The following is a 15,413-nucleotide window of genomic DNA, read 5'->3' on the forward strand; positions in this document are numbered from 1 at the left end:
ATCATGCAGACCACCTACGACGACCCCGACGTCATCCTGATCAAGGTAAAAGCCGAAGCCGCCGAATACTGGGAAAGCGGCAGCCTGATCAAGAACATCGCGTTCATGTACAAGCGGATGACGGGGAAGGATGCGGAGTCAGCGGAGATTAATGAGACGTTGGAATTGGATAAGTGAAGGCGGGATGCTGGAGACAACCTCTTGTCATTCGGGTAGCAGGATCAAGCTTGATTAGTTGAATAAATACCCTGCGGGGTATATAGTCAAGATGTTCATCACAATCAAGAGGAGGGTTCTTCATGAACCAAATTACCGTTTACACGACTAGCACTTGCCCATATTGCACGATGATGAAGAGTTTCTTGGATGCACAGTCGCTTCCTTATAAAGAGGTGAATGTCCAGCAGGATCCGGTTGCCGCCAATCGCTTAGTCGCTGCCACTGGCCAGATGGGTGTCCCGCAAACTGAAATCAATGGTCAATGGGTACTGGGCTTTGACCCCGATCAAGTACTGCGTTTAGTGAAGTAACTCTCAATCAGGCATCACGCCACTACAATCTGGAGGGTTCTAGTCGGCAAGAGAGGTCGGCGAAAAAAAGAAAATGGAATAACAGCCGGAATGGATATTTTAGACTGCAGACAAAGTGAGTGTAGGGCTCCGCTGTCTGCAGTTTTTTCTGTTCATGAACTTCCACCGGATTTCGGGGATGACGGAGTGAGTGATTGCTGCAGGGGGGCAATCCACTTTAGGCAAAAGCCAATGCCGAAAGCAACGTTCATTCCCTATGGCAGGAATAAGTGTTGATGAAGAGGTGAGACAGTATTTTTCCATCACTATTGCTGAGAACCGATATCGGGCAGAAATCATTCTCCTAGTGCACTATATACTGCAAATCGGGTAGAAATCACTTACCCGGAGCTAACAATAAAAAGACGGTACCCTCATTCAGAATGGGAGTACCGTCTTTTCCGTTATTGATGGTATAGCCGGATTGTCAGGGTTATACGATTTCTAGTGTTCTCTCTTTTTCTTCTAGCCGGAGAAGGGCGGTTGTGGCATTCCGAATCAGCTCAGGAAGGATTCCGAAAGAGTAGGGCTTGTAAACCCGTTCGGTCCATTTGTGGCCGTCTTTGCCATATACGCCCATGTTTACGGAGGGGATGTTCAGCATCTTGATCGTATTAAATGGTATCGAATAGATGCTGTTCCATGCAGGAAGATTCTGGGTCAGTGCTGAAAGTTCGTCTTCCGTTTCATGAAGAGAAAGAAAGCTGCCATCGGCCAGGTAAGGGAAGAACTTTTTGACTTCAAATTGTTCTCCAGTCTGTATGCTCATGTCATTAAGGACAGCTTCGATGGACTGCCGGATTTTGACCGCCTTTGTGTCTTCCGTTTTCAAGAAGTTATGCGGTAAGTATGGCGGGGCGAAGAATAAAATGACTCGCGCTTTTTTGATCGGGTCTGCGGCTTGGAGGGCACTGACAATTTCAAAGCTCCGGTCACGAAGGTCCTTGTTTGTTTCTTCTTCCAGAACTTGTTCAATAATGTTTCGTACGTTAATACCCTGTGCGGTCAATTGTTCTACGTACTCTTCGTAAGTGATGACATCGATTTTCCATGATAGGTTACGAGGCGGCAGGCCGGTGACCCTCAGGTATTCTTCAAACTGTGTCTGGAAATGGTGCTCTGCTTCCAGGCACGCGGCCTTTGCTTCGCTTAAAAGTTTCGTCAGGATGTTCTCCGGTGTTTCCTCGTAGACAAAATAGTTGAAGTATACATGACTGCTGATGGCTGTCTGTACGGTGTAAAGTTCTTTCGTGTCCCGTTGTTGCAGGCAAGTCGGCGGGAGAATCAGTTCACCTGGAATTTGTTCTGCAAGGTTATAGCGATTGTGAATCCGTTCTGTGATTTTCGCAGCAATGAAGTTCGGATCGATTCCGGATAGGGTGTCCCCGACGTGCACTTCCCTGCCGTAGATATGGAAACATGGAAGAATCTTGCCTGCTGCCCCTGTATAGATGTATCGATGGTTGTCCCCATCGTAAAGAGGCGTGATGAAATCTGTATTGATGGCTGAAACGAATTTGAAACCGTACTCACTCTGCAGACGGTTCAGTTCCGAGAGGGCTCCGATGATTCCGTGATGCTCACTTTCTTCATCTCCATTGCAGAGCAGCAGGATGTTTCCATTAAGTTCATCGCGATGTTCTGTGAAATAAAGAACGTTTGCGATATGGACAGCCGCCCCGCTCTTCATATCAACCGCTCCGCGTCCGAACATCCAGTCTCCGGATCGGGCTTCTGTTTGAAGTTCCGGATCTTCGCTATATTCGCGGAAGTAAGCCTCCATGGCATCCGTCGAGAAAGCCAGGTCTTTTAGGGGACCGAAGTCTTCAACTGCCACCGTGTCGATATGCGCATGATAGAGCACAGTCTGACTGGATTTATGCTTGCCGTGGACAATCGCAAAAACATTGCAGCGTCCAATCGGATCACCCGGGATTTTCTGCAGGTATAGGTTTTCAGGGTGTTCCTGGAAATAGGGGAAGGTAGAAAGGATTCGATGAATTTCCTGTACAATCCTGATTTCTCCCAATGTACCGTTGATGCTGTTTAAGCTAACGAGATGACGGGTTAGGGTTTCCGCTTGCTCGTAGATTGTCATTTGGCGCAACTGCTCATACATAGTCAACACTCCTCATGGTTAGATTGATGAAATAGCAGTGGTTTCTGTATTCGATCATTCATGAATGAACGATTCAATCCGATCCAACGCACTGATCAGATTTTCCATTGAATTGGCGTAAGAGATGCGGATATATCCTTCTCCAAACTCAGTGAACGAATCTCCCGGGACGACGGCCACATGTTTCTTGTCCAGAAGCTTTGTAGCAAACTCGTTAGAGGATAGGCCTGTGGACTTGATTGAGGGAAATACATAGAACGCACCTTTCGGATGGATCATATGGAGTCCCATCGTCGTCAATCTGCTGATGACATAGTCCCGGCGCTGGATATATTCCTTGTTCATCTCTGATGGAACGTCACGGCAATATTCAAGGGCTTCAATCGCCGCGTGCTGGCTGGGCAGGGAAGCGCAGATTGAGTTAGACAGATGGACTTTTAAAATATGTCCGATCAGATGAGCCGGTCCCATCACGAATCCGATTCTCCAACCAGTCATGGAATGTGATTTGGATAGACCATGGATCAAAATCAGCTGATCCCGGACTGCAGGGTACTCGGCAAAAGAAATATGCTGTTCTTCATAGGAATTCTCGCTGTAGATTTCATCGGCAATAATGAAAACCTTGTGCTTGCTGAGGATTTCCACCAGTTTATCCATGACGTCTCTTGGGAGAGTGACACCGGTCGGGTTGGACGGATAATTGAGTATGACCGCTTTGGTTCGTTCGGTGATTAAACTTTCCAAGGCTAAGGCGTCAGGTACGAAGCCTGTTTTCGAAGTATTGAGGTAGACCGGTTTTGCACCAGCCAAATGGATCACCGGCTCATAACCGGAATAAATGGGAGCGGGCAAAATGACCTCGTCGCCTTCTTCTAAGATTGCTCTTAAGGTGGAGTCGATTCCTTCGCTTGCCCCGTTTGTGATCAATATTTCTGATGAAGGATCATAATGGAATCCATATTTATGCTGGAAAAAGCGAGAGACACTTTCACGTAATTCAAGAAGTCCGGCATTATGGGAGTAACCTGTCTGATTTCGAGTGATCGCTGTAATCGCTGCCGTTTTTACCCGATCAGGGGTCGGGAAGTTAGGTTCACCGATTGTCAGATTGATCCCGTCTGATAAAAGAGCGACTTTATTTGCAAAGACACGAATACCGGGAACGTTAATTTCCAAAGCTCGCTCATTTAGCCCTTTGTGTAAGTTGATCATCTTGTCACATCCTTATTGTTATCGATAACACTACCTGTATACTGTATACAGACATAGTATAGTAAAAGCTGAATTCCGTAAATAAAATTCTAAAAAGTCGCAACCGAAGGCTGAAGAACATCAAGAAAGGTGGCTATATTCAAAAAACTCATTGACAACCCTTCTATCCTTGAGTAATCTTGTAGCAACACTTGTATACCGTATACAAGTTCCCTTGGAAGCTCCCAAGGGATGATACAAAAAGAAAGCGATTTCTAAAGGATTTAGGGGGAGGGAACAAAGATGAAGAAATGGAAGGTTGGATTGGTCGCGGCTAGTCTTTCTGTAGCAATGCTAGTTGCCGGGTGCAGTGAATCTGATCAGGTGGAAGCAGATGGAGAATCGGTTAAACTCCAGCTTGGCCATGCGATGTCTGAGGGGACGCCTGCGGCAGATTTAATCGGGGAAATGGCGGAAAACGTTAAAGAGCAGACGGATGGACGAGTTGAGTTTGATGTCTACCCAAACAGTCAGCTAGGATCAGAGACAGAAATGATCGAACAGGTTCAGATGGGAACCATGGGCTCCGCAGCGATCATGGTAGGTACTATGCAATCGCTGGACATGAAAATGGCCATTGAAGATTTGCCGTATATGTGGAAGGATATCGACCATGCACGTGCAGCTTATGACGGGGAGTTTGGGGACTACCTGGCAGACGTGATGGCAGAGCAGAATCTTAAACAGATCGGATATCTTGAGTGGGGATACCGTCATATCACCAACAATAAAAAGCCGATTGTAAAACCTGAGGATATGGAAGGGTTGAAAATCCGGGTAGCCGAGTCCAGCTTGAGAATCGATGCATTTGAGCAGGTCGGCGCATTGCCGACTGCGATGGCGTTTAGTGAAGTGTACGGCGCTCTCCAGCAGGGAGTGCTAGATGCACAGGAAAACCCGCTTGCGAATATAGTGGCACCTAAGTTTGATGAAGTTCAGGATTATCTCTCGTTGACAGGCCACTTCTACAACACGGTCATGCTAATGGTGAATAACGACACATGGGAGAAGATTTCTCCTGAAGATCAGGAAATCATCCTGAAAGAAGCGGAACGCATCTCCAAAGAGGTACGTACGCAAAATGACGCCATGCAAGAGGAGTACTTGAATACTCTCAAGGAGAGAGGCATGGAAATCAACGATGACGTGGATACGGCTGCATTCCGGGAAGCCATGTTGCCGGTTTATGAGAAATGGGAAAAAGAACATTTCGGTGAAGAGCTGATGGACATTTATGACGAAGCTTCCGGATGGTAAATCACTGCTTTCTCTCCCTGTTGAACAAACAGGGAGAGAAAACTTTTTTCGGAAAAGGATGATTCGCAATGGCCGATAGGGGGAGTCATGTTGGATAAGCTGACGAACATCATCGTAAAGATACTGACTTATCTATGTATAATCGCAATTACAGTGCTGGCAGCCATTGTTTTTATACAAGTCGTGTCCAGGTTCTTTGAAGTCTCTCTTCCTGCAACCGAAGAGCTGGCAAGATTGTTTATTGTCTGGCTGACATTCTTGGGAGCGAGTCTGGCGATCCATGAGAAGATGCATTTGGGCGTGAGATACTTTGTGAGCCTGGCGAGTGAAAAGAATCAAAAAATCATCGATACGTTCATTTATATTTTGACGGCAGTGTTGTTGGCCATTCTCGCATTTTACGGATTTAAACTCTCAATTTCTGCTATGTCGACTGCTTCGGCAACGTTGAAAGTACCGATGGGCATTTTTTATCTGGCAATCCCGTTAAGTGCTTTATTCTCCATCTACTTTGTGATAGTCAATATCATCAATCCACACCCTGAGGAACAGGGGGAAGTCAACCTATGATTATCGGGATCTTAATCGCCTTTTTCATCCTGCTGTTTTTGGGCATGCCAATCGCCTTTACGATCGGTATCGTTTCTATCGGAGTTCTTTTGATCAGTGGAGTCTCTTTAGAGGTTGTTATTCAAAGAATGTTTGCAGGGGTTAATAACTTTTCATATCTGGCTCTTCCATTGTTCATCCTCGCAGGCAATATTATGGGGGAGGGAGGACTTACAAAGAGACTGATGGCTTTGGCTGATGCGATTGTCGGCCGCTTTTCTGGAGGACTCGGCATGACAGCGGTGGTGACCAGTGCCTTTTTCGGAACCGTTTCAGGTTCTACTGTTGCGACAACTTATGCGGTTGGTTCCGTGATTGTACCGAGAATGAAAGAGCAACGCTACAGTAATTCATTTATCGCCAGCATCATCGGCCCGGCTGGGGTGCTGGGGCTGATCATCCCTCCAAGTATCACGATGGTCATTCTGGGAATCACAGCCAATATCTCGATCGGCAAACTCTTTATTGCCGGATTCGTGCCCGGATTGATGCTGACTGTTGCTCTGTGCGTCTATGTAGCTTACATGTCTAAAAAGCAAGGATTTGGAGTCGTCGAGAATGCCCAGGTGAGCGGCAAGGAATTTTGGTCGATTTTTAAATCGGCACTGCTTCCGCTTTTATCCCCTGTTTTCATTCTTGGCGGGATTTTCAGTGGTTTGGTAACTGCCACAGAAGCCGCGATCATTGCAGTGGTCTACGGATTTATTCTTTCGATGTTTTATGGTGAATTGTCGTTCAAGAATTTTAAAAACATTATGGCGAACTCTGCAGTCACTTCAGCCATCATCTTGATCATTATTTCGTTCGCAAACGTATTTACATATGTATTGACTGCGAATCGGGTGCCGGCTGCAATCTCTGACTTCTTCCTGAAATTTGCCTCCACCCCGCTTCAGTTCCTGTTGATTGTCTCATTGATCTTGTTGATCCTGGGGACATTGACGGAAGTCACATCTTTGATCATTTTGTTGAGTCCGATCTTTATGCCAATTGCCATGCAATATGGTATTGATCCGATTCATTTTGGGATGGTGCTCATTATGAACTTTGCGTTGGCCAATATTACGCCTCCTGTCGGATTGTCTCTGATCGCCGGCTGCAATGTTACTGACAAGAAGATGGGGATCGAAAATACCTTCCCTTATGTTCTGCATGTGATTGGGATTGTCGCGGTTGTTGTCTTGCTGATCATCTTCATTCCGCAACTCAGCACTGTATTACCGAACATATTCGGTTAAGGAGGGACTTGATTGATTAAACAGGCAGGGGAAAAGGACCTGATTGAAAACGCTCACGGCGGGGAAGGAAGTATCCATATTTCCCGGATTGTGTCTCAAGATGATAAAATAGAAGGAATAAAGCTATTTGCCCGGGTCACCGTGCAGCCAAAATCGACAATTGCCTATCATATTCACAAAGATGAGTCCGAAGTGTACTACCTTCTTCGGGGAAAAGGAATTTTCCTTGAGCATGGTGGGAAAAGGGTCCCTGCAGAGGCCGGTGATTTCTGTATGATCCAAAAGGGACAAGGACACGGCATGGAGAATCCTTATGACGAGGAGATTGAAATGATCGCTTTTGTCTTTTGAAGTTAAGAAACGAGGCGAAAAAAGTGGAAGTCATTAAGCAAAGCGAAACTTTGGCAGACCAAGCTTATGCGCTACTTAAGAGGTCGATCGTTAACGGAGAGTTGAAGGACGAGCAGACCCTGCCAGAAGAGACCATCTCAAAAGAATTGGGCATCAGCCGAACGCCTCTTCGAGATGCGCTGAATCGACTGGCGTCTGAGGGCCTAATCATCCAGAAAAAAGGCCGTCCTGCCATCGTGGCAGGGTTCACGAGAGAGAAGTCTCTGGAGTACATGGAAATCCGCAGCGTATTGGAGATCCATAGTCTGACAAAAGTGGTCGCTAAGGCGGACTCAGAGTTTATCCGGAACCTGAGAAACAACCTGTCCGAACAACTCGTGGCGATTGAGAAAAACAATTTTCAGGAGTTCATCGAATTGGACCGGGAATTTCATATCCTTTTGGCGTCCCGAAATTCCAATGAAGAATTAAAAGACATGATTGAAAGGATGAATACCGGAGTTAATCGGGCTTTTCTGATTCTCTCCAGTACCATCCCTAAAAGCGCAAAGGGCGCCTATGAAGAACATGTAGAGATCGTGGATGCAATTGAGCAGAAGGATATCCGCCTGGCGGAAAATAAAATGATTGTTCACATGAATAATGTCGAAAAACGATTCTTGAACTATTATTCAAACAGTCCTTCCAACAAGATTTGAGTTGAAGGATCTAACAACCGTTTCCGGAAAATCCGGGAGCGGTTTTTTGTACGGTCCATTTTTTGATCCTGGCGAATGAAGGGTGAGTGATGACCTCCGGACGGCGAGTGGTTACGGGCGCGTCAGGAGGTCGTTTAAATAGGAAAAAGCAGCCGGCCGGGCTGCTTTTGTCCAGTTGCCTCTATTAATCGAAACTGTACTCGCAAATCACATGTGCCACGGATTTGGCGGATACGAGCAGGGCGTCTTCATCAATATCAAATTTCGGGTGGTGGTTCAGGTAGGGCTTGTCCACGCCTTTTGGTTGGCATCCGATGATATAAAACGTGCCCGGGATCTTTTGGGTGTAGTAAGCGAAGTCTTCGGAACCGGAGCTTATCGGTATTTCTTTGACGGTTTCAATGACCGGGTCGTCAGCCTGCTCCAAAATGGACACGACATTGGCGGTGACGTCAGGGTCATTGTAGAGCGGCGGATAATCCGGGACGTAGGTGAGTTCGCATTCGACCCCGAACTCTTCCTCGATTCCCCGTGTGATCCGTCGGATTTCATCCGAGATGACTTTTTGTGTGTCTTCATTCATATAGCGGACGTCGCCTTCGAGTTCGACGCTGTCCTTGATGACGTTGAACGACCCTTTCCCATCAAACGAGCCGATGGTGACAACGCCCATTTCGAACGGATTCAACCGGCGGCTGACGATCGTCTGAACGGCCGTGATGAAATAGGCGCCCGCGACGATCGAGTCGTTGGATTGGTGGGGAGAGGAGCCGTGTCCGCCTTTGCCGTTGATGACCAGTTTAAAGTACGTTCTGCCGGCCATCGAAAAGCCGCCTCGGTAGCCGATCGCACCGGTCGGGAGGGCGGGCATCAGATGGGTCCCGAACACGACATTCAAGTCATCCAGAACACCGGATTCGACAATGCTCTTCGCGCCTCCCGGCGGCGTTTCTTCCGCGTGCTGATGGATGATCTTGATGGTCCCGCTGATCGAATCTTTCATCTGAATCAGGCAGTCCGCCAGCACAAGCATGTAAGCCGTATGCCCGTCATGCCCGCATGCGTGCATGACACCGGGGTTTTTGGATTTGAACGGAACATCGGTCTCTTCCTGGATCGGGAGCGCATCAAAATCGGCGCGCAGCCCGATCGTCTTGCCTGCTTTTCCGCCCCTGATCGTCACGATGATGCCATAGCCATTCCCGACATTCGTCTGGATCTCGACATCCTTGCCGTTGTAAAAATCCTCGATGAATTGTGCAGTCTTCTCTTCTTTAAAGGACAACTCAGGGTTCTCGTGAAGATGCCTCCGGATCTGAATCATCTCTTCTTTCCGATCTTCCAGCATGGACAGCAACTGTTGCTTCAGCGTCTGACTCTCGTTTGATGTGTTCGAAGTTGTCAATGATCTCCCACCCTTTCCGATTTCGCCTTCTTTAATAGTATACATGTTTCGAGTGTTCTGAATATACAGGGGGACGTTTGCTATATGGAAGCTAACGGGGAACTTGCCCGGCGGTAACCACTCATTTCCAAAAGGTAACCACTCAGCTTGAAGGCAGATGACCATGCTTCGTAGCAATCCCCGAATCCATTCTTTTACACCCACTCCGCCCTATGCTAAGATAAAGTCATCCAATCATCCTACAAATTATATGAGGTGATTCTATTGGCGGGGTCGATGAAAGTGGGCAGGTCGTCGTTGGTGGATCAGGTGGCCGGCCGGATGGAGTCGCTGATTGATGCAGGGGAGTGGCCGGTCGGGGAGCGGATTCCGACGGAGATGGAGTTGGCGGATCAGTTTGAAGTGAGCCGCAATACGCTGAGGGAGGCGATCCGGGCGCTTGTCCATGCGGGGCTGCTGCAGACACGGCAGGGGAGCGGGACGTATGTGTGTTCTTCGAGCGTGCTGGAGGCGGCGATCCGCAAGCGGGTAGGCCGTGCGGATGTGCTGGATACGCTGGAGGTGCGGCATGCGCTTGAGCGGGAGGCCGCACTGCTCGCTGCGGTGCGCCGGAATGCAGACAATCTGGAGGAGTTGCGGTCGGCGCTGCACGATTGCCGGTCGGCGATAAAAGCGGGGGACGGGCAGGCGTACCTGACTGCGGACCTCGCGCTTCACCGTGCGGTCGTCCGGGCTTCTCATAATCCGGTGCTGATAGACCTTTATGGTCATCTGACCGATCCGCTCGAGTCCTCGATCAGGAAGATCCTCGATGCGTCCGCCGGGCAAAGCGGCTCGATCCCTAGCCACGAGGCGCTGGTCGAGGCAATCGCCGATCAGGACCCGGAGCGGGCAATGGATGCCGTCCATGCGTACATTGCCGAGTTTAAAGACACATTATTGAATGAATAAAGGTGAAAAACATGCGCTTCCAACAAGAGCTTTTACAACAAGATGAATCGAAAGTGAAAATGATCGGAAGCCTGGAGCTTCTGTTGGTCTTCCTGGCCATCATCAGCGTCGGGGCGAACCTGCGGGCTCCGCTGACGTCGGTCGGTCCGCTCGTCGGGGAAATCCGGTCGAGCCTCGGAATATCCGGCTTTGCCGCCGGATTTCTGACGACGCTGCCGCTCCTGGCGTTCGCGCTGCTGTCTCCATTTGCACCAAAGCTGTCCCGCCGGTTCGGCATGGAACCGGTTCTTTTCTTTGCATCCGTCCTGGTCACGGCCGGGATTTTCCTCCGGATGACGGGCAGCGTCCGTCTGCTGTTTGCCGGCACGCTGTTGGTCGGATTCGGCATTGCATTCGGCAACGTCCTCATCCCGGGGCTGATCAAATCACGGTTCCCGATGCACCTCGGTGTCATGACCGGCATCTACGCGGTGTCCATGAACTTGTGCGCCGCGATCGCCTCCGGCCTCAGTGTGCCCGTATCCGAGAAACTCGGTTGGAGCGGATCGCTCGGCTACTGGGGATTCATCTCGCTGGTCGCGATTCTCGTACTGCTTCCCCAAGTGAGGCGGAGCGGAAACAGGCCAGCCGGAAAGGAAAGCGGCCAGAAAGCGGTGAATCTGTGGAAATCCGGCCTTGCCTGGAACATCACCGTCTTCATGGGCTTGCAATCCCTGATTTTCTATACAATCGTTGCGTGGCTTCCTGAAATTCTGGCGGAGCGTGGCGTGGAGGCCGGAGCGGCCGGGTGGCTGCTGTCGCTCATGCAATTTGCCCTCATTCCGTTCACCTTCATCATCCCGATCATCGCCGGCAGGATGAAAAGTCAGATCCCGCTCGTGATCGCCACCGGCGCGCTGTTTATCGGCGGGATACTCGGCATCCTCATGGGCGCCTCGTCACTGACGCTGCTGTGGGTCATCATGATCGGCATCGGCGGCGGAACCGCCTTCAGCCTCGCCATGATGTTCTTCAGCCTCCGCACGAAAAACCCGCAGGAAGCAGCGGAACTCTCCGGCATGGCCCAGTCCTTCGGCTACCTGCTCGCAGCCACCGGACCCGCCCTGTTCGGCATCCTGCACGACGCCACCCACAGCTGGATACTGCCGCTCTGGATGCTCCTCGCGGTCTCGGTGATTATTCTAGTGACAGGTATTGTTTCAGGAAGGGACACTCAGGTGAAATAAATGATCCGCACTCTCGAGGGGGAGTGCGGATCTTTTTGGTAGAGGGAAGTTGTAGGGGGGTGCACTGCCTGTGCGGGATCTCTCCTTCGGTGCGGTTTTATTGTACGGGGGTGAGTGATTACCAAATGGATACGAGTGATTACCAATGGTTCAGGCATTTGGGGTCCAAGGCGATCATGATGTACGATTGACTTACTATTGAAAGAAACGAAAAGGGGGAGATGTGAAATGGCCGTTCAGGAACAAAATCTGATGGTCGCACATGGGCAGTGGGATAACGGAAAAAGAACCACCCAGGCGATCTTTGACCCATCCGAAAAACACCGCTACCGCCTGAGTGTCAGTTGGGAAGAGAACCTGCCGTCGTGCCTGTATATCATGCTAAATCCGAGTACGGCAGATGCAATAAAACCTGATCCGACGCTTAGAAAGTGCGTGGGATTTGCTGAGCGGAATGGATTTGGGTCACTGGAAGTCCTTAACCTCTATTCATACAGGGCAACCAAGCCCGCCGACCTTTGGAAGTCAGGTGAATTGAGACATCCCGATAACGATATCCATCTGAAAGAAGCAATCTCCGGTGCAGACAAAATTATCGTCTCGTGGGGAATCCATGGCAGACGAAACCGCAGGTACCAAGACATCCTTGAATACATCCAAGAAGCCGGTAAAGTACCCTATTGCTTAGGGAAAACCAAATGTGGAATGCCAAGGCATCCGCTGATGCTCGCTTATGCGACGCAACTTATTGAATACGTCTACTAATGGTTTTATTCTCTTAAAAGTAGTTGCCGTTCACTCATCCCCTTGGTTACTCTTAAAGATACGCCCCTCTTGCCAAACGTCGTCGCCATGGTCGGCACCCTTCAGACCACCGGCTTCATCTTCGCCATCATCATCGGCGCCTTTATCCTGAACTACGTATTGGTACTGACGAGATTCCTGAACATGCTCGCCGACGCACTGCTGTCCACGAACCTGTCCGATGCCATGATCTTTGCGCTTACCGTCCTGCTATTCATCATCCTGGGGGCACTCATGGACTCCCTCGCCATGATGGTCGTCACCATCCCGATCCTCATGCCCGTTTTGGCGGCATTGGAATTTGATTTGGTATGGTTCGGCGTCATCATCGTGTTGGTTGTCGAGATGGCCCTCATCTCACCACCGATCGGCATGAACGTCTTCGTCCTGAAAGGCGTCACCAAAGAACTCGAACTCACCGACATCTTCAAAGGTGCCTTCCTGTTCATGATTCCGATCCTAACGCTGATCATCTTAATCTATATCTTCCCTGAGATTGCCCTCTATCTGCCACAGCAGATGGCGGGGTAGGGGAGTGGACTACCTAAAGAGGAACTCTTTAGGTGGTTTTTTATGCACAGAGTCTTTAGGTATATGAGTTACATGGAAAGTGAGAGTGTTGGTAAATTAGTCGTCTGTGCTTCAAGCCCTTGTAATGTAAATTCAAAGGGCAAAAGTAGGATATCGAGTAGAAATTTGGTAGAATAGAAGGGTGAACAACATGAAATACAAAGGTTTACTAGTTAGGGGTGAGATATTAGTTTTTTGAAAGTGAGAGCGCAGTTACATATAAGCAAAGTTGGGAATATATAGTGAAGAGGATGATATTAAGTGGGTAATTTAAACGACTTCAAATTAATAAAAAACAAGTCAATGAAATACTTCGATTATTTAAATATCGATAAGGAGTTCCCAGATACAAAAAAGGCTCAATTAGGGTTTTATTTATTTGCATTAGAGTGTATAACCAATGTAAAAGATATTGAAGAATTAAAAGAAAAAGTTAATGATACTGAGTTTACGAGAATAGTTTTTAACATGGAAAATGATGATTTAGGTATTGATGCGGTTGATTTTGATGATAAAAATCACAATATAAATCTTTTTAACTTTAAATTTCGAGAGAATTTCAAAGTACAAAAAGGTCAATCACAAAATGATACTTTGGTAAGTATGAGATTTGTAAATGCAATCAAAAATTCTAATCTCGATGATCTAAATCCGAAAACAAAACAATTTACAAAAGATATTTTGGAAAGGTTAGAGTCTAACGAGATTTGGAATATAAAACTTTATATGGTTTCGAATGATAACTTGGCGTTGCCTGATAATAGCCAAGCGATTAAAGATTTGGAAGATATATATGATTTAGAAGTCGTTTCATATACCCTTGACGACTTGAGTAATTTTATCTCATCAAAACCGGGTCCTAATGAAGCGATTTTAATATTGGATAATGAGTCTATTCTATCTTATGAAGAAGGAGAATTATCTTCTGATAAATCGTACTTGATAAAAATCAATATTGGAGAACTTATAAGGATAACTTCAAATTCTAAAGATGTTCGTGTTCAATACCATGCTGAAAATTATGATTTCATAGCGAGTTCAAAATTAGACTTCTCAGTGCTATTTGACAATGTCCGAGGTTATTTAGGTAAAACTCGATTTAATACGAATATCCTTAAAACTTTGAGGCAAGAACCATCTAAATTCTTTATGTACAATAATGGAATTACAATGACTGCAAAGAATATTGATGTATCTTCGATAAATGCAGGTAAGAAGTGGAAAGTCGTTCTTAACAATTTCCAAGTGGTAAATGGAGGTCAAACTTTAAGGAGTATACATGATTTCAAGGATTCGCAATTCGATGAAGAAATATTAAATAAAGCGCACGTTTTACTAAGAATATTCAAGACAGGTAACCAGGAAGGGCTAACAAACAAAATTGCTGAGTATACAAATAGTCAAAACGCTATCTCTCCATCAGATTTAAAGTCTCTTGATAATATACAAATGCAAATTGAACAAATTCTAAAAGAAAGTAACATCTTATACGTTAGAAAAGTGGGAGATCTAGGAGAAGAAGAAATTAATTACGAACATAGAATATCAATGGAAAAATTCGGGCAATTGCTTTACTCTAAAAAGGGTTATCCAGACAGAGCAAGTAACCAAAAACAAAGAATCTTCGACTCTTACTATGATGAGATCTTTGTAAGAGACTTTGATTTAGACGAATCAATTAAATTGGTTCATGATTATTTCAATTTTATTGATGTATATAAAAGTACTAAATATCAAGCTTTCGAACAAAAGATTTTTTACATGATTTATTTGAGCGAGAAAGACAATAATATAAACAAGGAGATCATTGATCCTATGGATAACATCGTTATAATTGAGAGTGCTCTTTTAAGATATAGAGAGGGAGAGAGTATTTCGGAATCTAGGAAATTGATTCAAAAAGGCTTTAAAGATGAATTAGATCGTGTTTTTGCTGAAATGAACGGATCTTTATCTTCTAGTCATTAATTGGCTGAGTGAGAAACGTACGTTTAAGAACGGTTCCTTGTATATAAAAAAAGCAACCTTTACGGTTGCTTCAGACTGTAGACAAAACGGACCCAAAAGAAATCTTTTTGGGTCCGTTTTGTCATTTTCGTGGATATTTCGCATGTTTTTTCCCATCCCCCCCCTTGGAATGACCGGCCGTCAGGCCGGTTCCGGTGACTCCTAGGTCCAGCAGGCCAATCTTTTCAGATTTAAGGCAGCAAAAGTAAGCATCGCCTGCATGGACATTTTTTCCTTCCCGCGAAGGGTTGTCCATCGCATGCCACACTTCTCCTTGGCATCTCCGAAACCGCGCTCTACGGTCTCTTTCCGCCTTGCATAGATTTCTTTGTTCTCCGGGGTGAGCCGAATGGCC

The 15,413-nt window shown here is 47.0% G+C and carries 16 protein-coding genes; 12 read left to right on the top strand and 4 right to left on the bottom strand.

Annotated elements, in window-relative coordinates:
* Together BLT01_RS14595 and BLT01_RS14600 are read left to right on the top strand one after the other, a co-directional pair.
* Window positions 1–177, top strand: a 177-nt coding sequence (locus BLT01_RS14595) for a pyridoxamine 5'-phosphate oxidase family protein (RefSeq protein WP_176765183.1), incomplete at its 5' end; no start/stop codon positions are given.
* A gap of 122 nt (window positions 178–299) precedes the next feature.
* Window positions 300–530, top strand: a complete 231-nt coding sequence (locus tag BLT01_RS14600; protein ID WP_092099015.1) for a glutaredoxin family protein — start codon at window positions 300–302, stop codon at window positions 528–530.
* A 472-nt stretch (window positions 531–1,002) separates the two neighbouring features.
* Here BLT01_RS14600 and BLT01_RS14605 read toward each other — a convergent pair whose 3' ends face one another.
* Entirely contained in the window at window positions 1,003–2,688 is a 1,686-nt protein-coding gene (locus BLT01_RS14605) for a M20/M25/M40 family metallo-hydrolase (protein WP_092099017.1), read from the bottom strand.
* A 54-nt stretch (window positions 2,689–2,742) separates the two neighbouring features.
* Entirely contained in the window at window positions 2,743–3,903 is a 1,161-nt protein-coding gene (locus tag BLT01_RS14610) for an aminotransferase class I/II-fold pyridoxal phosphate-dependent enzyme (RefSeq protein WP_092099019.1), read from the bottom strand.
* 282 nt (window positions 3,904–4,185) lie between these two features.
* On the opposite strand from BLT01_RS14610, the gene BLT01_RS14615 reads away from it, so the two are divergent.
* The 5 genes from BLT01_RS14615 (at window position 4,186) to BLT01_RS14635 (ending at window position 8,095) form a co-directional block, all read left to right on the top strand.
* Window positions 4,186–5,199 (top strand): TRAP transporter substrate-binding protein, encoded by a 1,014-nt coding sequence (locus tag BLT01_RS14615; protein ID WP_092099022.1) that lies wholly within the window; start codon window positions 4,186–4,188, stop codon window positions 5,197–5,199.
* An 87-nt stretch (window positions 5,200–5,286) separates the two neighbouring features.
* On the top strand, window positions 5,287–5,769 hold the full coding sequence (locus BLT01_RS14620; protein WP_245696950.1) for a TRAP transporter small permease: 483 nt from the start codon (window positions 5,287–5,289) through the stop codon (window positions 5,767–5,769).
* On the top strand, window positions 5,766–7,046 hold the full coding sequence (locus tag BLT01_RS14625; RefSeq protein WP_092099026.1) for a TRAP transporter large permease: 1,281 nt from the start codon (window positions 5,766–5,768) through the stop codon (window positions 7,044–7,046). The genes BLT01_RS14620 and BLT01_RS14625 overlap by 4 nt, the downstream gene beginning before the upstream one ends.
* A 12-nt stretch (window positions 7,047–7,058) precedes the next feature.
* Window positions 7,059–7,397, top strand: a complete 339-nt coding sequence (locus BLT01_RS14630) for a cupin domain-containing protein (protein ID WP_092099028.1) — start codon at window positions 7,059–7,061, stop codon at window positions 7,395–7,397.
* 23 nt (window positions 7,398–7,420) lie between these two features.
* Entirely contained in the window at window positions 7,421–8,095 is a 675-nt protein-coding gene (locus tag BLT01_RS14635) for a GntR family transcriptional regulator (RefSeq protein WP_092099038.1), read from the top strand.
* 184 nt (window positions 8,096–8,279) lie between these two features.
* On the opposite strand, the gene BLT01_RS14640 is transcribed toward BLT01_RS14635, so the two are convergent.
* A complete protein-coding gene (locus BLT01_RS14640) occupies window positions 8,280–9,464 on the bottom strand; it encodes a M20 family metallopeptidase (protein ID WP_092099039.1) in 1,185 nt (394 codons plus the stop codon).
* Between the two features lie 312 nt (window positions 9,465–9,776).
* Here BLT01_RS14640 and BLT01_RS14645 point away from each other — a divergent pair, with 312 nt between their 5' ends.
* From BLT01_RS14645 to BLT01_RS14665, 5 genes are all read left to right on the top strand, one after another.
* The gene (locus BLT01_RS14645) at window positions 9,777–10,451 is read left to right on the top strand and encodes a FadR/GntR family transcriptional regulator (protein ID WP_092099041.1); all 675 of its coding nucleotides are present in this window, start codon (window positions 9,777–9,779) and stop codon (window positions 10,449–10,451) included.
* Entirely contained in the window at window positions 10,448–11,677 is a 1,230-nt protein-coding gene (locus BLT01_RS14650; RefSeq protein WP_407639310.1) for a CynX/NimT family MFS transporter, read from the top strand. Before BLT01_RS14645 ends, BLT01_RS14650 begins: the two co-directional genes overlap by 4 nt.
* Window positions 11,678–11,905: 228 nt before the next feature.
* Entirely contained in the window at window positions 11,906–12,442 is a 537-nt protein-coding gene (locus BLT01_RS14655) for a DUF1643 domain-containing protein (RefSeq protein WP_092099034.1), read from the top strand.
* Between the two features lie 69 nt (window positions 12,443–12,511).
* On the top strand, window positions 12,512–13,012 hold the full coding sequence (locus tag BLT01_RS14660; RefSeq protein WP_245696951.1) for a TRAP transporter large permease subunit: 501 nt from the start codon (window positions 12,512–12,514) through the stop codon (window positions 13,010–13,012).
* Window positions 13,013–13,312: 300 nt separating this feature from the next.
* Window positions 13,313–15,019: an AIPR family protein gene (locus BLT01_RS14665; protein WP_092099036.1), complete on the top strand. Its 1,707-nt coding sequence runs from the start codon at window positions 13,313–13,315 to the stop codon at window positions 15,017–15,019.
* Window positions 15,020–15,220: 201 nt separating this feature from the next.
* On the opposite strand, the gene BLT01_RS14670 is transcribed toward BLT01_RS14665, so the two are convergent.
* Window positions 15,221–15,413: transposase (locus BLT01_RS14670; RefSeq protein ID WP_143020607.1), on the bottom strand; the 193-nt coding region annotated here is incomplete at its 5' end.

It is taken from the genome of Bhargavaea beijingensis (assembly GCF_900101985.1).
Lineage (GTDB): Bacteria > Bacillota > Bacilli > Bacillales_A > Planococcaceae > Bhargavaea > Bhargavaea beijingensis.